General features: G+C 67.7%; 20 protein-coding genes. 6 read left to right on the top strand and 14 right to left on the bottom strand.

Annotated elements, in window-relative coordinates:
* Nucleotides 1-297: 297 nt before the first annotated feature.
* Nucleotides 298-2,664 (bottom strand): ATP-dependent zinc metalloprotease FtsH, encoded by a 2,367-nt coding sequence (gene ftsH, locus ACFW6D_RS28225; protein ID WP_379333048.1) that lies wholly within the window; start codon nt 2,662-2,664, stop codon nt 298-300.
* Between the two features lie 212 nt (nt 2,665-2,876).
* Between ftsH and ACFW6D_RS28220 the strand changes: the two genes are divergently transcribed.
* Nucleotides 2,877-3,875, top strand: a complete 999-nt coding sequence (locus ACFW6D_RS28220; RefSeq protein ID WP_379333046.1) for a hypothetical protein — start codon at nt 2,877-2,879, stop codon at nt 3,873-3,875.
* Between the two features lie 192 nt (nt 3,876-4,067).
* Here the strand turns inward: ACFW6D_RS28220 and ACFW6D_RS28215 are convergent, their stop codons facing one another.
* Complete coding sequence (locus ACFW6D_RS28215; RefSeq protein ID WP_379333045.1) at nt 4,068-4,925, bottom strand: DUF1266 domain-containing protein; 858 nt, start codon at nt 4,923-4,925, stop codon at nt 4,068-4,070.
* A gap of 125 nt (nt 4,926-5,050) precedes the next feature.
* On the opposite strand from ACFW6D_RS28215, the gene ACFW6D_RS28210 reads away from it, so the two are divergent.
* Both ACFW6D_RS28210 and ACFW6D_RS28205 read left to right on the top strand, forming a co-directional pair.
* Nucleotides 5,051-5,323, top strand: a complete 273-nt coding sequence (locus tag ACFW6D_RS28210) for a DUF2277 domain-containing protein (RefSeq protein WP_379333043.1) — start codon at nt 5,051-5,053, stop codon at nt 5,321-5,323.
* A 343-nt stretch (nt 5,324-5,666) separates the two neighbouring features.
* Nucleotides 5,667-6,563: a LysR family transcriptional regulator gene (locus tag ACFW6D_RS28205; protein WP_379333041.1), complete on the top strand. Its 897-nt coding sequence runs from the start codon at nt 5,667-5,669 to the stop codon at nt 6,561-6,563.
* A 58-nt stretch (nt 6,564-6,621) separates the two neighbouring features.
* Here ACFW6D_RS28205 and ACFW6D_RS28200 read toward each other — a convergent pair whose 3' ends face one another.
* The gene (locus ACFW6D_RS28200; RefSeq protein ID WP_379333123.1) at nt 6,622-7,971 is read right to left on the bottom strand and encodes an amidase; all 1,350 of its coding nucleotides are present in this window, start codon (nt 7,969-7,971) and stop codon (nt 6,622-6,624) included.
* A gap of 223 nt (nt 7,972-8,194) precedes the next feature.
* Between ACFW6D_RS28200 and ACFW6D_RS28195 the strand changes: the two genes are divergently transcribed.
* On the top strand, nt 8,195-10,591 hold the full coding sequence (locus ACFW6D_RS28195; RefSeq protein WP_379333039.1) for a serine/threonine-protein kinase: 2,397 nt from the start codon (nt 8,195-8,197) through the stop codon (nt 10,589-10,591).
* Between the two features lie 48 nt (nt 10,592-10,639).
* On the opposite strand, the gene hpt is transcribed toward ACFW6D_RS28195, so the two are convergent.
* From hpt to dacB, 4 genes are all read right to left on the bottom strand, one after another.
* A complete protein-coding gene (gene hpt / locus ACFW6D_RS28190; protein WP_101464749.1) occupies nt 10,640-11,191 on the bottom strand; it encodes a hypoxanthine phosphoribosyltransferase in 552 nt (183 codons plus the stop codon).
* A gap of 24 nt (nt 11,192-11,215) precedes the next feature.
* Nucleotides 11,216-12,370 (bottom strand): tRNA lysidine(34) synthetase TilS, encoded by a 1,155-nt coding sequence (tilS, locus tag ACFW6D_RS28185; protein ID WP_379333037.1) that lies wholly within the window; start codon nt 12,368-12,370, stop codon nt 11,216-11,218.
* Between the two features lie 195 nt (nt 12,371-12,565).
* Nucleotides 12,566-13,624, bottom strand: a complete 1,059-nt coding sequence (locus tag ACFW6D_RS28180; RefSeq protein ID WP_379333035.1) for a zinc-dependent metalloprotease — start codon at nt 13,622-13,624, stop codon at nt 12,566-12,568.
* Nucleotides 13,625-13,636: 12 nt separating this feature from the next.
* Entirely contained in the window at nt 13,637-15,097 is a 1,461-nt protein-coding gene (gene dacB, locus ACFW6D_RS28175; RefSeq protein ID WP_379333033.1) for a D-alanyl-D-alanine carboxypeptidase/D-alanyl-D-alanine-endopeptidase, read from the bottom strand.
* Nucleotides 15,098-15,260: 163 nt separating this feature from the next.
* Between dacB and ACFW6D_RS28170 the strand changes: the two genes are divergently transcribed.
* On the top strand, nt 15,261-15,749 hold the full coding sequence (locus tag ACFW6D_RS28170) for an inorganic diphosphatase (RefSeq protein WP_266297542.1): 489 nt from the start codon (nt 15,261-15,263) through the stop codon (nt 15,747-15,749).
* 59 nt (nt 15,750-15,808) lie between these two features.
* Here the strand turns inward: ACFW6D_RS28170 and ACFW6D_RS28165 are convergent, their stop codons facing one another.
* Entirely contained in the window at nt 15,809-16,036 is a 228-nt protein-coding gene (locus ACFW6D_RS28165; RefSeq protein WP_379333031.1) for a hypothetical protein, read from the bottom strand.
* Between the two features lie 195 nt (nt 16,037-16,231).
* Between ACFW6D_RS28165 and ACFW6D_RS28160 the strand changes: the two genes are divergently transcribed.
* Complete coding sequence (locus ACFW6D_RS28160; protein ID WP_379333029.1) at nt 16,232-17,419, top strand: serine hydrolase domain-containing protein; 1,188 nt, start codon at nt 16,232-16,234, stop codon at nt 17,417-17,419.
* A 14-nt stretch (nt 17,420-17,433) separates the two neighbouring features.
* Here the strand turns inward: ACFW6D_RS28160 and ACFW6D_RS28155 are convergent, their stop codons facing one another.
* From ACFW6D_RS28155 to ACFW6D_RS28130, 6 genes are all read right to left on the bottom strand, one after another.
* A complete protein-coding gene (locus tag ACFW6D_RS28155) occupies nt 17,434-18,099 on the bottom strand; it encodes a LuxR family transcriptional regulator (protein ID WP_379333027.1) in 666 nt (221 codons plus the stop codon).
* On the bottom strand, nt 18,087-18,605 hold the full coding sequence (locus ACFW6D_RS28150) for a sensor histidine kinase (protein WP_379333025.1): 519 nt from the start codon (nt 18,603-18,605) through the stop codon (nt 18,087-18,089). The genes ACFW6D_RS28155 and ACFW6D_RS28150 overlap by 13 nt, the downstream gene beginning before the upstream one ends.
* Nucleotides 18,602-19,336 (bottom strand): sensor domain-containing protein, encoded by a 735-nt coding sequence (locus ACFW6D_RS28145; protein WP_379333023.1) that lies wholly within the window; start codon nt 19,334-19,336, stop codon nt 18,602-18,604. The genes ACFW6D_RS28150 and ACFW6D_RS28145 overlap by 4 nt, the downstream gene beginning before the upstream one ends.
* A gap of 7 nt (nt 19,337-19,343) precedes the next feature.
* Nucleotides 19,344-21,101, bottom strand: coding sequence for a DHA2 family efflux MFS transporter permease subunit (locus tag ACFW6D_RS28140; RefSeq protein WP_379333121.1), 1,758 nt, complete (start codon nt 21,099-21,101; stop codon nt 19,344-19,346).
* A gap of 5 nt (nt 21,102-21,106) precedes the next feature.
* Nucleotides 21,107-21,595: a MarR family winged helix-turn-helix transcriptional regulator gene (locus tag ACFW6D_RS28135; protein ID WP_379333021.1), complete on the bottom strand. Its 489-nt coding sequence runs from the start codon at nt 21,593-21,595 to the stop codon at nt 21,107-21,109.
* A gap of 106 nt (nt 21,596-21,701) precedes the next feature.
* A complete protein-coding gene (locus ACFW6D_RS28130; protein ID WP_379333019.1) occupies nt 21,702-22,523 on the bottom strand; it encodes a crotonase/enoyl-CoA hydratase family protein in 822 nt (273 codons plus the stop codon).
* Nucleotides 22,524-22,714: the final 191 nt, after the last annotated feature.

Raw genomic sequence — 22,714 nt, 5'->3', positions numbered from 1 at the left:
AGTTCACCCGCCGGATCGAGATCCTGCTTGTTCGCCGACAACTTCTCCGCACCTCCGTGATATTTGCGGCTGACGCCGCCGGTTCTCGGCCCTGTTTCCCGCGCACTCCTTCGTCGCACTGACAACGGTCAGTCCGATCTGGCAGACCTGCACTGGAAAGCCAGAGGCGGGCGGGCCGAGAACCACTACCGAATGCCGGTGATCACCCAGTATTCGACAGTCGAGCGTAGGTCGAGAACCAGTTCCGAACGCCGATGATCATCCGGCATTCGACGATCGAGCCTAGTCGGCCACCGGTCAGTGGCGGCCGTTCGGCCCTTCCCAGTCCTTGTTCTCCGAATCGGCGTCACGCGCGGGCGGCTGCGGCTGGGCACCCCACGGCTGGAAACCGTCGCTGGCGTGCCGTGGCTGCTGCTGTTCGGGACGTCCCCACGCACTGCCCTGATCCTGCGGCGGCTGGGGCTGCTGCGGCGGCGGCTGCGGTTGCTGCTGCTGCTCGTCGCGCGGCGGCCAACCCGGAGCCGACCACCCGGCCGGAGCACCGTAATCCGGCCGCGAACCGTGCGTTCCCGACTGCCGGGGGAACGCCTGGGTCGGCGCGGCGGGCAACGGGTAACCGGCGGCGGGCGGCGCGGGCTGGCCATAGGGCTGGCCCGGGTAACCGTTGGGGTCGACCGGCGGTGCGCCGTTGGGCACCGGAACCGGCGCCGGCTGCACCGGCGGCCACGGCTCGCCACGCTCGACGGCCAGCTCACCCGGCGTCTTCACCGGCGGCTTGTCCGACGGGTGTCGGTCGCCGAAATCGTTGAACGCGGTGATACGAGGACGCTTCTCGACACCGGCGAGGATCTTCTCGAGGTCCTTGCGGTGCAGCGTCTCGCGCTCGAGCAGCGCGGTGGCCAGGGTGTCGAGCTGCTCGCGGTATTCGCTGAGGATCGACCATGCCTCGGTGTGCGCGGCCTCGATGAGGTTGCGCACCTCCTCGTCGATCTCGCGGGCGACCTCGTGCGAGTAGTCGGCCTGCACGCCCATCGAGCGACCGAGGAACGGGTCGCCCTGCTCCTGGCCGTAGCGCACCGCACCGAGACGGGCACTCATGCCGTACTCGGTGACCATGCCGCGAGCGATCTTGGTGGCCTGGTCGATATCGGAGGACGCGCCGGTGGTCGGCTCGTGGAACACCAGCTCCTCGGCCGCCCGGCCACCCATCGCGAAGACCAGCCGGGAGATCATCTCCGAGCGGGTCATCAGGCCCTTGTCGTCCTCGGGCACGGTCATGGCGTGACCGCCGGTGCGACCGCGCGCCAGGATGGTGACCTTGTAGACGGGCTCGATATCGGGCATCGCCCACGCCGCCAGGGTGTGACCACCCTCGTGGTAGGCGGTGATCTTCTTCTCGTGCTCGCTGATGATGCGGCTCTTGCGGCGCGGGCCACCGATCACGCGGTCGACCGATTCCTCGAGCGATTCGCCGGTGATGACCGAACCGTTCTCGCGGGCGGTGAGCAGCGCGGCCTCGTTGATCACGTTGGCCAGATCGGCGCCGGACATGCCGACGGTGCGCTTGGCCAGACCCTCGAGATCGGCGTCCTGGGCGATCGGCTTGCCCGCCGAGTGAACCCGCAGGATCGCGCGGCGACCGGCCAGGTCAGGGTTGCCGACCGGGATCTGCCGGTCGAACCGGCCCGGGCGAAGCAGCGCGGGATCGAGGATGTCGGGCCGGTTGGTGGCCGCGATCAGGATGATATTGGAGCGATCGCCGAAGCCGTCCATCTCGACGAGCAGCTGGTTGAGCGTCTGCTCACGCTCGTCGTGACCGCCGCCGAGGCCCGCGCCGCGCTGGCGGCCGACCGCGTCGATCTCGTCGACGAAGATGATGCAGGGGCTGTTCTGCTTGGCCTGCTCGAACAGGTCACGCACGCGGGAAGCACCGACACCGACGAACATCTCGACGAAGTCCGAACCGGAGATGGTGAAGAACGGCACCCCGGCCTCGCCTGCGACCGCGCGGGCCAGCAGCGTCTTACCGGTTCCGGGCGGCCCGTAGAGCAGCACACCCTTGGGGATCTTCGCGCCGAGTGCCTGGTAGCGGGCCGGATTCTGCAGGAAATCCTTGATCTCGTACAGCTCTTCGACGGCCTCGTCGGCACCGGCCACATCGGCGAACGTGGTCTTGGGCATGTCCTTGGTCAGCAGCTTGGCCTTGGACTTACCGAAGCCCATCATGCCGCCGCGACCACCGCCCTGCATGCGCGACATCACGAAGATGAACAGGCCGACCAGCAGCACCATCGGCACGATGAACAGCAGCAGCTGGGAAAGCCAGCTCTCCTGCTTGACCACCGTGTCGTAGGGCGCGCCGGACTTCTGCACGGCATCGAGGACCTGCGCGGAGTTCTCCCCACCGCTGGGGTACTTGGCGACGATCTTGGAGTTGTTGCTCGTGGCTTCGTTGCCGTTGTTCAGTTCGATGCGGAGCTGCTGCTCCTTGTCATCGATCTGCACGTTCTTGACGTTCGCTTTGTCCTCGAGCTGGGCCAGCGCAACGGAAGTGTCGACACTCTCCCAGCCGCGCGTGTCATCGCTGAGAAAGCTGAACAGCCAGATCATGAGCATGATGCCCGAGATGATCGCCAAGGTGCGAAACACTGTCTTGCGGTTCATAGAGCGTCGGCCGGACGGCCCAGTCCTTTCCGGTTATTACTCCGGGTGTGCGTGCGAAGCGTCGAGATCGGCGGGTTTCGGATGCGGACATGCCACGTTACCGCGTACGGTCTAGTTCGATACATCGCGCTGTTCGGCTGCTGGTGCAGTTGCACTGGTAAACGGCCGGAGAACGCAAGTGGTTCCCGAACGCTTCGACCGGGTTGTGGCAAGTGGCCACAATCATGTCATGCCCGCCTTATCGTGGGCGACGACACAACTACAGCGCAGGGGGTATTGAGATCGTCGAGCTACGAACACCCACAGCGATTCTGCGCCACGGCGGTGGACGGCTCGTCGTCCTCCGGCCGGGTACCGACGGCGAACGTGTTCTCGACGTTCCCATTGCCGAGCTGCTCAAGGTGCGCCTCAACCGGCGCGCCGACGAGGCGGTGGTGATCGAGATCTACCTGCGCTATCCCACTGCGGTCCTCACCGGCGTTCCCGCCGACCGCACTCCCCTTCCGGTGCTCATCGCCGAGCACGACGTGCCTGCCGCCCTCGGCATCGTCGACCGGATCAACGACCAGATCATGGCCACCCAGCGCATCGATGTGGCAGCGCCGGATCTCACCCCGCCCGCGCCAGAGTGGGGCAAGTCGGGGCCGACCCGCGCCGATGTCGAGCGCGCCGTGCGCCGGATGGCCCCGCGCAAGGACGCGCGTTCGGCGGTCACCGCGCTGAATCGATATGTCACCCCCGACGAATACGTGCTGGAAACCGCCATCGCGGTCGCCGCACCGCCAGCGGGATCGGGCACCGGCCTGCTCGCGGCGACCACCACCCGGGTGCTGTTCATCTCCATCGGCACCGGCGAACGCTATGCCTTCGAATTGGCGGTGGCCGCGATTCTCGGCGCCCGCACTGTCGAAGGCACGCGCTCGGCTCCCGGTGAAGTGGATACCCGCCACGGCGGCTCCGGCATCGACATCAACGACGGCAATCGCACACTGCATTTCGCCGGCGTGGATCGTGCCGATACCGAACGTGTCACCTGCGCGGTGAATTTCGCTGTGCGCAGGCAGGCGGCCGACGGCGCGCCAGGGCCTGCCGATCCGGGCGTCAATCAGCTATACGCGGAATGGGAATTACTGGTCGAGCGGCATTCGCTCGGCATGGTCGACGACACCCAATTCCAGCGCTACGGCCGCGGGATTCTGCGCAGCCTGTAATTTTGGAGCGCTGGCGCGCTCGAGTCGCAGCCCCCTTGTGTCCCGTCGATCGGACACCGTTGCTTGCTCCTTCGTCGCCTACGCAACGGCGCCCGATCGACGGGACGGGCCGCAACCGCCGCTGGCGCGCCGGACCCTCCTCGAGGTCGGGTGGTGCGGGGCTGGGTCAGGATTTCAGCGTCGGGTGGCGGATCAATTCGGCTCGGCGCCTTCGGTTTCGGCCTTCTGCTCCGGCTCATTCAGCTCGATGCGCCGCCACGGGCTGGTGGGGCGGGTCCACAGGCGCACCAGTTCCATCCGCCGGTCGACGCCGCCGTTCTTCAGTTCGGCGAGGTCCTCGGTGGCCTGCCAGTAGGTCCAGCCGGTGAGGTAGGCGTCGCCGAACTGGCGCCAGTTGCGGTAGCGGCGCTGCGCGGGGGCGAGCGCGCGCATGCAGTATTCCCACGCCACGTCGGCGTCGATATAGCCCGCGGTGAACGCCATGCGAGCCACCGCGACGACGCGGGCCAGGTCCCAGGCGTGGATGTCGTTGGGCAGCGGGCGTGACAGGTGGTCGGTGAAGCCGATCTTGATGGCCTGGGCCCAGATGTCGTAGTCACGGACCAGTGCTTCGGGATTGTCCATGCCACGGAACGATCCGACCTGACGCAGGAAGGCGCGCTGCTTGTCGGCCCGCTCACCGAAACGGTCGCGCTCACTGGCATTGACCGAGGCCATCACCAGCGGATGCACCAAGGAGTACAGCGGTGCATGCATGCCTTCGAGGAGCTGTTCCATCGAGGCGCGCGCTTCGGTGCCGTCGGTGATGCCCCAGGCGCCGGTGAGGGTGTCGATGGCCAGTTCGCGACGGTCACCGAGTGGGTGTTCACGTTCGGGGCCGAGCAGCATCGCGTCGTGGAAGGCGTCCCAGCGGGTGGAGTAGAAGGCGCCGAGCGCGAGGGCGCGCAGTTCGTCGTCGCTCACACCCGCGCCCGACCAGTGATCTTCTTCGCGCTCGTCCAGTTCCGGATAGGGAAAGGTGGTCAGCGCTGGTACTCCCCTGGCAGGCATGCGGCCGAGTCTAGTGCGGTGACCCCGATCACGGGCGGCCTGCGAATCTCGCGTGCGTCACGAGAATTTCAGATCACCTGTTTCTTCGCCTGTCGCGTCATGCTCACCAGGTCTATGGTTCTGACATGTGTAGAAATATCACCGTCTTGCGTGGTCTGGAGCCTGCCGCCACCGAGCAGGAGATCTACGCGGCCGCCTTGCAATATGTGCGCAAGGTCGGCGGCATCTCCGGCCTGAGCAGCGCCACCAAACCCGCCGTCGACAAAGCCGTCGCCGCCATCGCCGCGGCGACGACCACCCTGCTCGAGGAGCTGCCCGATCGCCGGGTCCCCCCGCCCACCGAACCTCCGCTGCGCCGCATCGCGGCTCGCGAGGGTGAGGTTCAGGAGACCCAGTAGCCGTCTCGAAACTTCTTTGTGACTAAAGTCACTCAATCCGGGACATTCGGGCGCGAACCGTGGTCAGCGGCACCTTTGCGCGCGAGCGACCACGACGCGGCGCAGGCCACAGCCGGATGCCGAATGTGAAAGACGGCGCATTTCCCCTGGTCAGACGCCCAGATGGACCGCTGACCCACTCGGCCGCCCGCCAATGCGAACAATCGATGATCCGATGGTGCAGCTCACCATGTCAGGCCATATGCTGTGCGTTACCAACCTGGTGACTGTTTTGACCCACTTACGCGAACTTCCTTGCCCGTTTTGGCTGGATTTTCCCGACCGATTCTGATAGCAAGGTGCTATGGACCCGCATTTGCGCGATCTGCGGTATTTCGTCGCCGTCGCTGAGGAACTGCATTTCACCAACGCCGCACAGCGGCTGCACATCGCTCAGCCGACGTTGTCGCGCCAGATCCGCCAGCTCGAACGCCAGCTCGACGTGGTCCTGTTCGACCGCAACCAGCGCAGCGTCGCCCTCACCGTCGCCGGTAAGGAACTGCTCGAAGGCGCCCGCAAGATCCTCGAGCTGTGGGAGGTGACCAACGTGTCCCTCCAGGAAGCAGGCGAGGTGCTGCGCGTGGGGATCCAGTCCGCGCTCGGCCGTGGTCTGCTCAACGACCTCGAGAGCGCAAGCGGTCACCGCCTCGCCCTGCACGCCGCGTCGTGGAACGACCCGTCCAGCGGCCTCGCCGGTCGACAGGCCGACCTCTCGCTGGTGTGGCTGCCGCTGCCCGACCCCAACCGTTACCGCTGGCAGGTGCTGCGCACCGAGCCCCGCTGGGTGCTGCTGCCCGAAACGCACCCGCTGGCCGAGCAGGACAGCATCGACTTCGCCGACCTACTCGACGAGCCCTTCGTCGCCCTGCCCACCGAAGCGGGCGCGGTCCGCGACTTCTGGCTCGGCAACGACGCCCGTGGCGGCAAGGCGGCCAAGATCGGCGCCGAGGCGGCCACCCCCGAGGACAAGCTCGAGGCCGTGAGCCTCGGTCTCGGCGTGTGCCTGCTGGCCGAGAACAATGTGCCGATGTACCGCTGGCCCGGGCTCACCGCGCGTCCGGTCGCCGGTCTCACCCCGTGTGAGCTGGCCGTGGCGTGGCGGGCCGACGACACTCGCCCGACCATTCTGGAATTCGCCGGTCGCGCAGTCGACGGTGGTTTCTCCGAGCCGACACCGCAGCCGCAGCCGATCGCGGTCTGAGAGCCACAGGCGCGTCGGCGCTCCTCAGCCGCGCACGGCCGGAGCGCGCAGGTTCGGCCTAACTCGACATTTCCAATTGGGCGGCGAGGCCGAGCAAGGTGGCCTCGCTGCCCGGCGGGCCGACCAGCTGCGCGGCCAACGGCGTGTGCGCCTCCGGATGAGTACCCATCGGCAGTGACGCCGCGGGCCAGCCGAGCAGGTTCCACAGTCCGGTGAACGGCGCGTAACGCACCGAGGACACCACATTCGCGGCCCACCCGCGCCCACTCCACTGCTTGGCCTTGGGTGGCGGCGCGGCGAGCGTCGGGGTGATCACCACGTCGAAGTCCTCGAAGAATTCCAGCAGTCGGGCTTCGGTCCGGTCGATCTGGCTGGGGCGGACCAGGCCGAGTCGCTGGATCACCCTGCCGATCGCCAGATGGCGCTTGGTTCTGTGTTGGAGCAGTTCGGGATTCGGGAGCGCGTCGGCGTCGGCCAGACCCGCACTCGGCCAGCGCAGCAACATCAACAACGCCGCGTCACCATAGGGCAGTTCCACCGGCTGCACCTCGTGCCCGGCCACCGCCGCGCGCGCACCCGCGGTGCGCGCTGCCGCCGTCCAGTGTCGATCCACTCGAACCAGCCGCGACGGCGGAGCCACGGCAAGTCCGATGCGTAGTCGCTGTGGCTTGCGCAGCTCGGCCAGGTCGGAGCGTCCGGCCAGTACCGACAGCGCCAGCGCCGCATCCGACACCGTCGTCGCGAGCACGCCGTTCTCGGCGAGTCCGGCCCAGGAATCGGCGCCGATCTGCGCGGGCACCACGTGTCTACCCGGCTTGATGCCGAACACTCCGCAGGCTGCGGCGGGCACCCGGATCGAGCCGAGTCCGTCGTTGCCGTGGGCGATCGGGACGAGTCCGGCGGCAACCGCCGCGGCCGCACCACCGGAGGAACCGCCCGTCGACCGGCCGACATCGCGCGGATTGCGGGTGACACAGCCGAGCGAATCGGTACTGGCCCACAGGCCCAGTTCGGGCATGGCCGTCAACCCGACAACGATCGCGCCCGCCGCCCGCAACCTGGCCACCACCGGGTGATCGGCGCTCGCCGGCTCGGCGGAGGTGGCCGCCGAACCCACCCTGGTCGCCTCCCCCGCGACCGCGATGTTCTGTTTCACCGCCACCGGCACCCCGGCCAGCGGCAGCTCGTCGAGGTCGGCTCTGGCGGCCAATTCCCGGGCTTCGGCCCTGGCCTGCTCGGCTCGAACCACAGTGAACGCGTTGATCTTGCGGTTCTCCGAGGCGATGCGGGCGAGTGCGTCGGCGGTGACGTCGGCGGGCGTGATGGTGCCCGCGCGAACCCGGGCGGCCAGCGCCGCCGCGGGGCCACCGATGGGGTATTCGTCAGCGGGCGGGCGGGGGGAATCCATCGTCACCTCAGCGTCCGTCACGCCGTCGTCGTCGACGGACTCCCATGCTACCGCTGTGAGGTCTTCGTTCATCTGCGGATTCGCCCCCGTCGCACGGTCGTCGAAATTCGGGTGATCAGCTCTAGAGGCGCAAGTTATCATTTCAAGTACAGCTCTCCGGCGATGGCGGCGGGTGTGGCGGAATGAATTTCGCACCGATCCGCGCAAACCTTTAGGTCGGTTGATGAGCGAGAACACCGGAAACGGGGAACATCCCGACGCGACTCCCGGTCGGGCCACGAATGTGCGCGTCGACATGGTCGAGGCGTTCGCGGCCGCGTGGGGCACGGCCTCCGGGCGGCCGCCCGAGATCGCCGAGTTCCTGCCCGACGCGGCCACCTTGCGCGCGCAGGCCCTGCACGAACTGATCCGGGTCGACCTGCGCCACCGCTGGCTGCATCACGCGAGCACCGACATCACCCGCAAACGGCTGACCCACTACTGCGCCGAGTTCCCCGAACTCGAGCAGGCCGCGCTGCCCGCCGGGTTGGTCTTCGAGGAATTCGTCATCCGCAGGCACAGCGGCGAACGCGTGGATCCGCGCGATTGCCTGCGCGAATATCCGGAGCAGGCGGCCAGTCTGCGCGGCCTGCTCAATACCGACGAGCTCGACCAGAGCACCCATCGCGCCGACGAATCCGACGCCACGGTGAACCACTCTCCCGACTCGATTCGTAGTACCCAGATGACCAGCCCGCAGCTCGACTTCACCGCGACCGCCACCTCGGCCGCGACGGCAGCGCACTCAGCGCCGGGAGCGTTCGAGCCGCTCGACCGCATCGAGATCGGCCAGCGCATCGGCGATTTCGAACTGCTGACCGGGCTCGGTTCGGGTGCGTTCGCGCGCGTTTTCCTGGCTAGGCAGACGTCGATGCAGCGGCTGGTCGCGGTGAAGATCTCCGCTGATCGCGGCACCGAACCGCAAACTCTGGCCCAGCTCGACCACGACTACATCGTGCGCGTGTTCGACCAGCAGTTGCTCGACACCGACTCGGCCCCCTCGGCAAGGCGGCGCCTTCGCCTGCTCTACATGCAATTCCTGCCCGGCGGCACCCTGCTCGGCCTGCTGCGCTGGGTGCGCGAGACCCCGCCCGCCGAGCGCAGTGGCAAACTGCTGCTCGACGCGGTGGACACGGCGATGGCGGAGAAGGGCGAGATCCGCCCGACCGATTCGAGCGTGCGCACCGAGATCGCCGCGCTGAGCTGGCCGGAGACGGTGGCCTGGTTGGGCCGACGGTTGGCCGAGGCGCTCGATTACGCGGCCGAGCACGGGGTGTTGCACCGCGATGTGAAACCGGCGAACGTACTGCTCACCGCCGAAGGCGTGCCAAAGCTCGCCGACTTCAACATCAGCTTCAGCCGCACCGTCGCGGGTACCAGCCCGGTCGCCTACTTCGGCGGGTCGCTGTCGTACATGTCGCCCGAGCAGCTCGAGGCCTGTCACCCGAGTCTGGGCCGCAGCGCCGCCGACCTCGACACCCGCGCCGACATCTACTCGCTCGGCGTGGTCCTGTGGGAGCTGCTGACGGGGGCGAAACCGTTCGACGACAACACCGCCGAAGCCGAGGGGCACGGCGACGAGACCACCCTCGAGGCGATGCTCGAACGGCGTACCGGCGGCGTCGACCCGGCCGCGCTCGACCGGGTTCCCGCGAACTGTCCCGCGGCGCTGCGTCGGGTCCTGCTGACCTGCCTCGACCCGGATCGTTCGGGTCGCTGGGCCGACGGTGGGGTGCTGGCCAAACAGTTCGACCTGTGTCTGGACGCCCGTGCCCGCGACCTCGTCGACCCGCCGCCGAACAGCTGGCGGATGGTGTGGCGCAAGTGGCCGCTGCTGGTATTGGTGCTGGCGATCGGTATCCCCAACGGCCTCGCATCCTGGTACAACATCCAGCACAACCAGACCCTGGTGGTCAGTCGCCTCGGCGAAACCGCCCAGCAGACCTTCATCTTCATCACCGCGGGTGTGAACCTGATCTTCTTCCCCGCGGGCGCCGCGCTGCTGATCTATCTGTCGCGATTCGTCCTGTGGGTACCCGGTGGCTTGCGCAAGGGCCGCCGCTACGACCCCGACACCCTGCGCCGCGCCAGACAGGACTCCCTACGGCTCGGCGACCGCGCGGTGATCGTCGCGTTCTCGCTGTGGGCGCTGGCGGGGCTGACGTTCCCGCTCGCCCTGCAACTGTCCACCGGCGACGTCCCGAGTCGCGCGGTGGTCCATTTCCTGGCATCACTGCTGGTCTGCGGTGCGATAGCGGTGGCCTACCCGTTCTTCCTGGTGACCTTCTACCTCGTGCGCTGCATCTACCCGGTGTTCATGCGCCACGGCGAGATCAGCGACGACGACGGCACCTGGTTGCGCGCACTGAGCCGCCGGTGCACCTGGTATCTGGCCGTGGCGGCGTCGGTGCCACTGCTGGCGGTCGCGAGCCTGACCTTCCTACCGCCTGCCGATATTCCGTCGGTGATCGTCGCCGTTCGCGTGCTGTGCATCGGCGGCATCATCGCGTTCGTCGGCTCGTACGTGCTGTTCCGGGAGCTGGAGGCCGATCTGAAAGCGCTCGAACGCGTCGTCAGCTGACATTCGAAATCCCCGCCCCCGCAACAAGATACGGGGACGGGGGATCGTTCAGGAATACACGGCCGGGTTGAGGGTGCCGATGTAGGGGAGGTCGCGGTAGCGCTCGGCGTAGTCGAGGCCGTAGCCGACGACGAATTCGTTGGGGATGTCGAAGCCGACGTGGGCGACGTCGACGGGGGTGCGCAGCGCGTCGGGCTTGCGGAGCAGGGTGACTACTTCCAGCGAGGCCGGGTTGCGGGTGGACAGGTTGCGCTTGAGCCAGGACAGGGTCAGACCCGAGTCGATGATGTCCTCGACGATCAGGACGTTGCGGCCCGCGATGTCCTTGTCCAGGTCCTTCATGATGCGCACCACGCCCGAGGACGAGGTGGACGAGCCGTAGGACGACACGGCCATGAATTCGAGCTGGGTGGGGATCGGCAGCGCCCTGGCGAAGTCGGTCATGAAGAAGATCGCGCCCTTGAGGACGCAGATCAGCAGGAGGTCACCTTCGGGGGAATCGGGCGGGTACCGCTTGGCGACGAGCTCGGCCAGTTCTTCGATCTTGGCTTTGATCTCGTCTTCGGTGATCAGCACCGATGCGATGTCGTCTCCGTACACGGAAGTGGGTGTCCCTTCGTGGCATCAAATGCGCGGCTGTGCTCGCACCGCCAGCGTGCCACGTTCGCGCGTCACGACCAACCTGTGGTCCCTTGTGCCGCCCCCGACGGCCACTCCGCCCTGCCCGTGCCAGTTGCTCACCAACTCGTCGATTGCCTGTAAATGGGCGTTAACGAGCCCGGTGACACCCTGATCGACGAGCCACGCGCGAACTGCCCTGCGACGCAGTGCGGCGGGCGCAGTGGCCAGGATCTCGATCGATAGTGCGGGCCGATGGATGTCGTCGAACCCACCGCGCCGTCGATCCGAGGTCGAGTCGGGGCGACAGGGCGATGAGTCTGCGGGCCGCCCGGTGGTCGCGTCGGACTCCTCCAAGGATCGCCGCTCGGTGGTCGACTCCGCACCCGCGACGACATCGACGGAATCAGCCGGATCGGCAGTGCGTGCGGCCCGCAGCAGGGTGTCGGCGTAACCGTCGAGCACCGCACCGTCTTCGCGCAATTGGTCGGCGGTGCGGGCGAGTGCCTGCGCCACGCCGCCGCCCAGGACGTCTTCGAGCAGCGGCAGCACCTCGTCGCGCACACGAACCCGGGTGTAGCTGGGGTCGGTGTTGTGCGGGTCGTGCCAGGGTTCGATGCCCATATCCGCGCACATCCGCACCGTCTGCGCCCGCCGCACCCCCAGCAACGGCCGCCCCCACGGCGCATTCCACGCCACCATCCCCTGAATCGACCGCCCGCCCGACCCTCGCGCCAAACCGAGCAACACCGTCTCGGCCTGATCGTCGAGGGTGTGCCCGAGCAACACCGGCCGCCCGTCCCGCACCGACTCCAACGCCGCGTACCGAGCCACCCGAGCCGCCGCTTCCACACCCCCGGCCCGCCCCACATCAACGGGCACAACCACCGCCCCTACACACCCGAGCCCCATCGCATGCGCGACCGCCCGCTCGGCCACCTCCCCAGAGCCTTCCTGCAGTCGATGATCGACAACCACTGCAGTCACCGGCCCCGCCTCGACAACAGCGGCGGCCACCAAAGCCAGCGAATCAGCCCCACCGGACAACCCGACAACCACCGGCCCACGCCCACCCCGCGCGGCCACCCACTCCCGCACACCCCGCCGCACAGCGAGCACCGCCGCCGTCTCCGGCAGCCGCACACCACCCGGTTCCCTCATCTGAGCAGGCTACCCAGCGCAACGAACCCCCGGGAGGACATGGGTAACTCACCGGGAACGAGCTGTACCGACAGTGCCCAGTGATGTCTGCGCTCGGCCGCCGCTCACCGACGGGCCCGGGTGACCCTCCCCCTACGGAGTCTTGCCGCATACCCGACTCCGCACACCTCAGTCCGGCCAAACGTCGCCGGCAAGCTAGAGCACTCGGCGAATCCACCGCTCGGGCTCATCGATCTCGTCCAGCAGCGGCAACGTGTCCGCATTCGTCCACACCGTGTTGAACTCCGCGACCCCCACCCGCTCGACCACCGCGTCGACGAACTTCTTCCCCCGCACGTACTGCGCGACCTTCGCGTCCACCCCGAGCAACGCCCGCAGCAGCCGCTGAATCGGATTCGAAGGCCGCTGTCTGCGCCGATCGAAGGCCGCCCGGATATCGGCGACCGTCGGCACCACAGCGGGCCCGACAGCGTCCATCACATGATCCGCGTGCCCCTCGAGCAGCGTCCCGAGCATCAGCAACCGGTCGAGCGCCTCGCGCTGCGGCGGCGCCTGAGCCGCACGCAACAACCCGACCACACCCCGTGAATTCGGATCATCGGCGTTGTCCCCGTTGCGCCGGGCCCGCACCTCACCGAGCAACCGGGTGAGCATCTCGCTCATCGGTTCCTCGCCGACCTCGCTCAAAATGTCCACGTTGGAGCGCATGTACCCGGCGAGCCAGGGCGCCGACGAGAACTGCACCCGGTGCGTCACCTCGTGCAGGCACACCCACAGCCGGAAGTCGCTGGGATCGACGCCGAGCGCACGTTCGACGCCGAGAATATTGGGCGCGACCAGCAGCAAGGTGCCGTCCTCACCGGTGAACGGGTCGTACTGCCCGAGTATCGCGGTGGACAGAAACGCCAGCATCGTCCCGGCCTGCACCCCCGCAGGCTTGCCGACGAACTTGCCGCCATCAGCGGATTCGGTCCCGGTGAGTACCGCCATCGAATCGGCGGCCGCCGAGATCCACCCCGGCCGATCGACGATCCGCGCCTCCGGCACCGGCCGATCGTCGAGCAGCCCGCTGACCTCACGCACCGGCAGTTCGGCCAGCACCGAGGCCGACGCCAGTTCGGCCACGACCTGCTCGGCGGTCTGCCTGGACACGCGCGGCCCGGCGGGCGCCAGCAGCGCCCCGGTCCGCGCGGCCAGCCGCCAATCCACTGCCCCGCTGAACCCGGAACTCTTGCGCTCGGTCTTGTCGGTCATACCACCCGCTCTCTACGAGCAACCGCAGTTGCGCAGGGCACCGGCCACCGCGTCCAGGGCCGGTCTGCTGACCTCCGGCAGCCGGTCGTTGGACATCAGGGCGAAGGTGAGTACCCGTCCGTCGCGGTCGAGTACATATCCCACCAACGCGCTGGCCACGCTCAGAGTTCCGGTCTTGGCGCGCACCCAGCCCGCGCCCTGCCGGTTCTGGGTGACGAAGCGGGCGTAGCGCGGTGCCAGGGTGCCGGTGCCGCCCGCGACGGGCAGGTCGTCCAGCAGTGGCGCGAGTGCCGCTGCGCGCGGGTCGTTTTCGGGCCTGGCTTGCGTTCCGGCGGGCACCACGGCCCCGCTGCCGGTCGGCTTTGCCGCGGTCGCGATGATCGATTCGAGCAGTTTCGGTGGCACCCGGTCGTCGACGGAGAGTCCGCTGTTGTCGGCCAAATGCAGTCCGCTGATATCGAATCCGGCTGCCGACAGCGCCGCCGAGGTGGCCGCAGCTGCCCCGGCGAACGAGGCGGGCTGACCCGAGGCGATCGCCAGTTCCCGCCCGATGGTCTCGGCCAGCACATTGTCGGAGTGAATCATCATGTCGTGCAGTCGAACTCGCAGTGGCGCCGATTCGACCTTCGCGATCTGTGTCCCGTTCTGCGCGGCCTGACCGACGCGCACCGCGCCGGGATCGATCCCGAGCTCGGCGGCCAGCGCGCGGCCCGCGTCGAGCGCGGGGGTGGACGTGCGCGGGGAGTAGTCGACCGAGAATTCGGCGCGGCCACTGTCGATCATGATCGGTTCGATCGGCGTGATCGAGCCTTCGGGAACGTCGATCGGATCCCAGCCCGAGGCCATCGTCGGGCCCGAGTACAGGGAGGTGTCGACCACGATCGCGTTCGCCTGCTTGCCCGCGGCCCGCACCTGCGCGGCGAGGTCGGAGATCTTGGCGCCGTCGGTGAAGTAGCCACCGTCGGCCTGCAGGGTCAGCGTCGGATCGCCACCGGCGACCAGCACCAGCTCACCGGGCGCACCGGCGAGGACCTTCGTGGCGACCCGCTGATCATCGGGCAACGTCAGCAATGCGGCCGCGACCAGCATGATCTTCGCCGTCGACGACGGAATCATCGCCTTGGTCGGCTCCTGACTCCACAGCACCGTCCCGCTGCCCGGATCGCTCACCTGACCGGCGAACGCGCCGAGATCAGGATTGCCGATCACCGGGGCGAGCGCCGCGGCGATCCCCGCCACCGTCGGTGCGGGCGCGTCCGATCGGGCCGGCGCTACCTCGGGAAACACCTGGCCGGTGTCCGGCGGCGCGGCCACGGTGAGCCCGCCGTGCCGGAATTCCGGCGTCCACGGCTGGGCGATCGCGGCGAATCCGCCCGCGATCACCAGCAGCGCCACGACCACCGCCGATAACCAGATCCAGCGGGACCTGCGACGCCCCTGCGTCTGCGATCCCGGATTACTGCCGTCTGTCACGACCGTGTCTCCCTATAACGCCGCCCGACACGCCTCGACTGCGCGACTACGCCCGCCTGCCGCGTCGGTGTACCAGCACACCACACTATCCTCGTTGCGCAACGGTTCCCCAGAACGATCTGGCGATTCGGCACACAAGCACTCGAACGAACAAGGAGATGGCGTGGAGTTCGACGTCACCATCGAGATTCCCAAGGGTTCTCGGAACAAGTACGAGGTCGATCACGAGAGCGGCCGGGTGAAGCTCGACCGGTACCTGTACACCTCCATGGGCTACCCGGCCGACTACGGCTTCATCGAGAACACGCTCGGCGAGGACGGCGACCCGCTGGACGCGCTGGTGCTGCTGCCCGAGTCGGTGTTCCCCGGCGTGATCGTCGAGGCCCGCCCGGTGGGTGTGTACCGCATGACCGACGAGGCAGGCGGCGACGACAAGGTGCTGTGCGTTCCCGCGGGCGACCCGCGCTGGGACCACATCCAGGACCTGGGCGATGTCTCGGAGTTCGAACTGTCGGCGATCAAGCACTTCTTCGAGCGCTACAAGGATCTAGAGCCCGGCAAGTACGTCGAGGGTTCGGAGTGGCTGGGCCGCGCCGAGGCCGAGAAGATCATCGACGAGTCCTTCGCTCGCCTGAAGGAATCCGGCCACTGAGCTGGGCTGTCCACGAAAAACGGGAAGTCCGAATGATTTTCGGACTTCCCGTTTTGCTGTCAGTACCAGATGTAGAGCTCCCAGCCGTCCCAGGTCTCGGTGCACTCCCAGTAGTACCCACCGGTGTAGGGGTCCTCGCCTGCCGCGCGGCACTGGTAGAGCTCGTAGTACGTGCCGTAGTACGTCCCGTACGGCGCGGCGGCAGCACTGCCCGCCCCGACCGCCGACACCCCGGCGACGGTCGCGACGGCCAGCAGGGCGGCGGCGATGGTGGATTTGATGCGCATGTTGTCTCTCCTGATGCGTGCAATTTCGACTTCTCGAAGTTATTGCGGCGCACAGGTTTCAACAGCCACCCCTAGGGGTAAATTCAACCTCCCCTTGGTCGTTTCACCTTGCCCACCCTTGGTAGTGCCGGCACTACCGTCGATTCGGGTGCGCGCGTCATAGGCACGGCAACCGCACGTTCCTAGGCTCGAATCATGCAGATCAACGCCATTTTCTCGACCAAGTCACTGCGCGCCGTCGTGGCCGGAACCGGATTGCTCGCCCTGCTCGCGGTCACCGCCTGCGGCCCCGAGAGCCGTGCCGCCACGGCGCAACCGGATCGGCCCGAGATTCGGCAGGCGCTGGAAACGGTGATGCGGGCAGGATTTCCGGGCGTCCAGGCCGTGATCACCAGCCCCTCCGGCGAGCGGACGGTCTCCGCTGGAGTAGGTGATATCGGTACCGGCGCACCGATTCCCGACAACGCATACGTCCGAATCGGCAGCAATACCAAGAGTTTCGTCGCGACCGTGGTCCTGCAGTTGGTCGCCGAGGGCAAGGTCGAACTCGACGCCCCTGTCGAACGGTATCTACCCGGCGTCGTCCGTGGCAGCGGCAACGACGGCAACCGCATCACCGTGCGTCAACTGCTCCAGCACACCAGCGGCCTACCGGACTACCTGGCCGGTGGCGATCCCAGCCTGCGCGCCGACCGAGGCACACAGCAGATCGAGCCCGACCCGGAACTCATTCGCCTGCGCCACTTTTCGCCCGCCGAGCTCGTCGGCATCGCGATGACGATGCCGCCGCAGTACGAACCCGGCGCCCGCTCGGTCTATACCAACACCAACTACATCCTGCTCGGCATGCTGATCGATCAGGTCACCGGCCGCCCCGCCGCCGCCGAGATCGCGACCAGGATCATCGAGCCACTCGGGTTGCGCGATACCTACTTCCCCACCGCCGGTGATACCGGCCTGCGCGCCCCACACCCGCGTGGCTATCAGGAAATCAACGGCACCCGTATCGATTTCACCGATTTCGACCCCTCCTGGGGCGGTACCGCGGGCGCGATGATTGCCACCGGCTCGGATCTGAACCGCTTCTTCATCGCCCTGCTGGCAGGCGAGCTACTCCCGCCCGCGCAACTCGAGCAGATGCGCCAGACGGTACCCTTCGACCGAATGCCTTCCGCTGGTTACGGTTTGGGCCTGGTCGAGCAGACCACCTCGTGCGGCAAGAAGACCTTCGCCCATGGCGGCAGCATCCCCGGTTTCGACACCCGCACCGGTGTCACCGCCGAGGGGGTAGCGGTGACCCTCACCGTGAACGAGCTGCCGACCAGTGCGGACGAGTCGAAGATCATCGAGCAGGCCTTCGACACCGTTGTGTGCGCGTCGTGAGCCGCGCACCGAAGTCACTCTCGGGTGTGTCCTGGACGGGCATTGAGGTAGGCCAGCACGGCGAGAACCCGGCGATGGCCCGATTCGTCGGCCGACAGACCGAGTTTGGCGAAGATACTGCGAATGTGTTTGAGCACAGCGCCTTCGGTGACTGTCAGGCGTTCGGCGATGGCGGAGTTGTCTTGGCCTTCCGCCATCAACGCGAGCACCTCGCGTTCGCGAACCGTCAGGGTGGACAGCGGATCGTCGGCCTTGCGGCGCACCAGCAGCTGCGCGATCACCTCCGGGTCCATCGCGGTACCGCCCGCGGCGACCCGGTGCAGGGATTCGAGGAATCGGTCGACTCTGCCGACCCGTTCCTTGAGCAGGTAGCCGACGCCACCGCCGCCGTCGCCGAGCAGCTCGGCGGCGTAACTGTCCTCCACGTAGGAGGAAAGGACGAGCACCGGCAGACCGGGGTGCACCGCTCTGGCGCGCACGGCCGCGCGCAGACCGTCGTCGGTGAAGGTGGGTGGGAGTCGAACGTCGACAACCACCGCGTCCGGGCGGTCGGCGACGACGACGGCGAGGAAGTCGTCGGCGTTGTCCACGACGGCGATCACATCGATCCCGGCCGTCTGCAACAGCAGGGCGAGGCCTTCCCGCAGGAGGGCATCGTCCTCGGCGATCACGACCCGCACGGCAGCTCCACCCGCACCACAGTAGGCCCACCGGCAGGACTGCTCAGCGTCATCCGCCCGTCCAGCGCCTCGGCCCTGCGCCGGATACCTGCCAGGCCACCGCCGTCGGTCACCTTCGCGCCGCCCGCGCCGTCGTCGCGGATCTCGACGGTGAGCAGAGCGGGTGGCCCGCCGAGCTCGATCGACAGCAGGTCGGCGCCGGAGTGCTTGGTCGCATTGGCGATGGCCTCGGCGATCACGAAGTAGGCGGCGGCTTCCACTGCCATCGGCCGCCGGGCACTGCCGTTCGTCTCGAGCACGCACGGAATCGGGCTGCGGGCAGCCAGCGCGGACACGGCGCTGTTCAGGCCTCGATCCGAGAGGACGGGTGGGTAGACGCTGCGCACCACATCGCGTAGTTCGGCCAGGGCCGCCGACGCCGTGTCCTGCGCGGTCCGCACCATCCGATCGGCGGCGTCGCTGTCACGGTCGCGCAACTGCTCGGCGAGCCCGAGCTGCATGATCACCGCCGCGATTCTGGCCTGGGCGCCATCGTGCAGATCGCGTTCGATGCGGCGTAGTTCGGCACCGTGCGCGTCCAGCGCGGCGGCCCTTGTCGCGGCAGTTCGACGACCCGATCGGCCAGCCGAGCGTTCTCGTCCGGTGCGAGCAATGCTCGCGCCAGCCGGGCCTGCGCATTCGCCGCCTCGGGCGAGCGCAGGGCGACCGCACCGTAGACGATGCCGACCACCGCGCACACCACGGCCGCGGTCGGCGACCCGATGACGATCCCGCCGCTCGTCACGGTGTCCTCGGCCGACAAGCTCCAGTAGATCGGCAGCCCGAGATGCTGCACCGCGCTCAGCGGCAGCGCCACCGCCAGCGCGGCCAGCGGCAATCCGATGATCGCGTGAAGCACCAGCCAGGCGAGATCGCGCCGATTCGCCGGATCGGCGGCCAACGTGGCGAGTTGACGTCGCAGGTCGCCGGTCAAGGGCTGATAGGCGGGCACGATCGCGGTCCCGAGCCGCTTGCCTGCCCTGCGCCGCTCGACCGCCAGCAGCGGCCGGATCAACTTGACCGCCTCCGGCAGGGCCGGAATCCCGATCCCGATCAGGCTCGCGGCAGCGACAATCGCCAGTGCCACCACCGCGAACAACGACGCCACCCCGGTCAGGCCACCGACCACCAGATAGCCGACAGCGGCGGGTAGGCGACGCACCCGTCGCCTTACACCGCCGCTGCCGAATCGACTCACCCGATGATCATGCCGGTGGCGCACTCTGTCCCAGGCGACGCCCTTCCTCAGCGCGATCCTCGGCGGGAGCACTGGACTGGGCGGTTGGGTCGACCAGCGCACCGACGCCTTCGGCCGCCTTGGCGTCACCTGCCGCCTGGATGCCGCCCGACATCCGCAGCGGGACCTCCTTCCAGAACAGCACCAGCAGCAGCGCGATCAGCGCGACACCGGCCGCGACGAGGAACACCGTCGACATCGAGTCGGCGAAGCCCGCCTGAAACGGCTTGGCGAGTTCGGGATCGAGTTCCTGGATGATCGAGCTGTCCTGCAGCACCTCACCGGCGGCCGAAGTGTCATGTGCGAGAAGACCCTTCGCCAGCGCGGCATCGACGGGGTTCGCGCTTTGCGCACCTTCGATCACGGCCTGCTGATAGGCGGGATCCTTGGCCGATTGCTGCATTTCGGCGGTGATGTCGGGGGTGAGCAGTGAGAACAGGATCGACAGGAACACCGCAGCGCCGAGGGTGCCACCGATCTGACGGAAAAAGGTCGCCGATGCGGTCGAGACGCCCATGTCCTTGGGCGGCAACGCATTCTGCAGCGCCAGGGTCAGCGGCTGCATGAGATTGCCGAGGCCGAAACCGGTGGCCGCCATAAACAGCATCGCCAGCCACAGCGGGCTGTTCGCGTCGAGCAGGTGCAGCAGGAACAACCCGAGGGTCAGCATGATCGCGCCGATCACCGGGAAGGCCCGGTAGCGACCGGTTTTCGAGATCAACCGACCCGACAGGATCGAACCGATCATCAGCCCGAGCACCATCGGCAGCATCTGCAGACCGGCCTCGGTCGGCCCCGCACCGCGCACGACCTGCAGGTATTGCGGCAGCAGCAACATGCCGCCGAACATCGCCGCACCGACGACGAACGAGATCACCACGCCCAGTGCGAAAGTCACGTTGTTGAAGATCCGCAGCGGGATCAACGCCGCGTCACCCATGAACTTCTCGACCGCGACGAAAGCGACCAGACCGATCGCGCCGATCACGTAGCAAATGATCGAACCCGTACTGCCCCAACCCCATACGCGCCCTTGCTCAGCCACGATCAGCAGCGGAACGAGTCCGACCGCGAGCACCATCGCGCCTGCGAAGTCGATGCGGTGGGTGGCGTGCGGCTTACGCGGTAGGTGCAGCACCCGCGTCACCACCACCAGCGCGAGCAGTCCCAGCGGCACGTTCACCAGGAACACCCAGCGCCAGCCGGTGATGCCGAAGATGGTGTCCTGCCCGGCCAGCAGGCCGCCGAGCACCGGTCCGAGCACACTCGAAATACCGAATACCGCAAGGAAATAGCCCTGGTAGCGGGCACGTTCGCGGGGTCCGATGATGTCGCCCATGATGGCCAGCGCCAGCGACATCAACCCGCCCGCGCCCAGCCCCTGGAAGGCGCGGAACGCGGCCAGCTGATACATCGAGGTGGCCAGCGTGCACAGCAGTGAACCGATGATGAACAGCCCGATTGCCGCCAGGAAGAACGGCTTTCGGCCGAACATGTCCGAGAGCTTGCCGTAGAGCGGGGTGCTGATCGTCGCGGTGATCAGGTAGGCGGTGGTCGCCCAGGCCTGCAGCGAGTAGCCGTCGAGGTCGTCGGCGATGGTGCGGATGGAGGTCGACACGATCGTCTGGTCGAGCGAGGCCAACAGCATGCCGAGCATCAGGCCGGACAGGATGGTGAGGATCTGGCGGTGGGTGAAGCCCGCGGGTGATTCCACCGGGGCTGCGATTGTCGTCACGAGTTCTCCGTACTGCTCAGAGCGGGCGGCCTGGTGAGCAGGACCGGGCGGGCCGCGTCGTAGTCCTCGACGAACCTGGTCAGCAGCGCGGCGAAGTGCTCGCGGTCCTGCGCGGGCCAGTCCTCGGTGATGATGGCGATCGATTCCCGGCGTCGCGCCCGGATCCGGTCGGCGGTCTCGCGGCCGTGGTCGGTCACCTCGAGCACGGTGGCGCGTCCGTCGTCGGGGTCGGCGACGCGCACCACCAGGCCGCGCTCCACCAGTTGCGCGACCTGCCTGCTCACCGTCGACGCGTCCGAGTGCACCGCCTCGGCGAGCGCGCCCGAGCGCATCGGCCCGTCGCACACCAGCCGGAACAGCACGACAAAGCCCGCCGGGTCGATACCGGAACGGTCCTTGATCTGGGCCATCGCCCTATCCCGCAGCCGGTGCAATCGCACGAGCTGGATCGCGATCGCGTCGATCGCGGGTTCACTATCGGTCACACTTTTACCTTTACTTGCATCAATCAATTAGTTGCGTGATGCAAGTATGTGGGCAGAACGGTCGCCGGGGCAACCGTTTGAACCGCCTTTACTCGCCCTTGAGCCTTTATTCGCCCTTGAACTGCGGCGCACGCTTCTGGAACACCGCCGTGATCGCCTCGGTGAGGTCCTTCGAGGGCAGGAACGCCGAGTTCCACGTCGACACATAGCGCAGGCCCTCGGCCACCGCCGGGCTGGTCCGCTGCTCGAGCACGTCCTTGATGCCCTGCACCACCAGCGGCGGGTTGCCCGCGATCTCGCGCGCCATCGCGTGTGCGGCGGCAAGCACGGCCTCCTGATCGTCGAACACCTCGTTCACCAGCCCCATCCGCTCGGCGCGCGCCGCGTCGATGTCCTTGGCCGTGAACGCCAACTCCCGCAGATTGCCCTCACCGATGATCCCCGGCAGCCGCTGCAGCGACCCGATATCGGCGACGATCGCCACCTTCGCCTCACGCAAGCTGAACTTGGCATCAGCGCTGGCCAGCCGGATATCAGCGGCCGCGATCAAGTCGAGCCCACCACCGATGCACCACCCCGAGATCGCCGCGATCACCGGCTTGGTGCACTCCGCCAGCGCCGTCACCGAGGCCTGCATCCGCCGGATCTCCTTGAGGAACTCCGTACGCGGCGCCGCCTTCGCATCGTCGGCCAGCACCGGCGCCAACGTCCCCGCCGTCGCGGCCAGGTCGAGCCCATACGAGAAATGCTTACCCGACCCCGTGATGACCACGGCCCGCACCTGCGGATCAGCGTCGAGCTCAGCGAAGACCTCCGGCAACTCACGCCAGAAATCAGGACCCATCGCATTGCCCTTACCCGGCCCCGTCAAGGTCACCTGGGCAACGTTGTCGGCAATCTCGACAGCAAAGGCCTTCCATTCACTCATCCGCCGATTATCGCCTGCCTCGATCCGCACCGACCCCCACCCCCGCAGCAACAACCCGCGACCACACACCCCAAATCCGCCATGCCCGCACTCCCAACCACCACGACCCGACCTCGAGGAGGGTCCCGCCGCGCAGCGGCGGTAGCGGCCCGGCCGCGAGTTAGCCGCCGTTGCGCATGCGCGAAGCGCTG

Source organism: Nocardia sp. NPDC058705 (genome assembly GCF_042749305.1).
Classification (GTDB): domain Bacteria; phylum Actinomycetota; class Actinomycetes; order Mycobacteriales; family Mycobacteriaceae; genus Nocardia.
The sequence above is the reverse complement of the archived record's forward strand: the minus strand, read 5'-3'. Positions and strand labels throughout refer to the sequence as shown.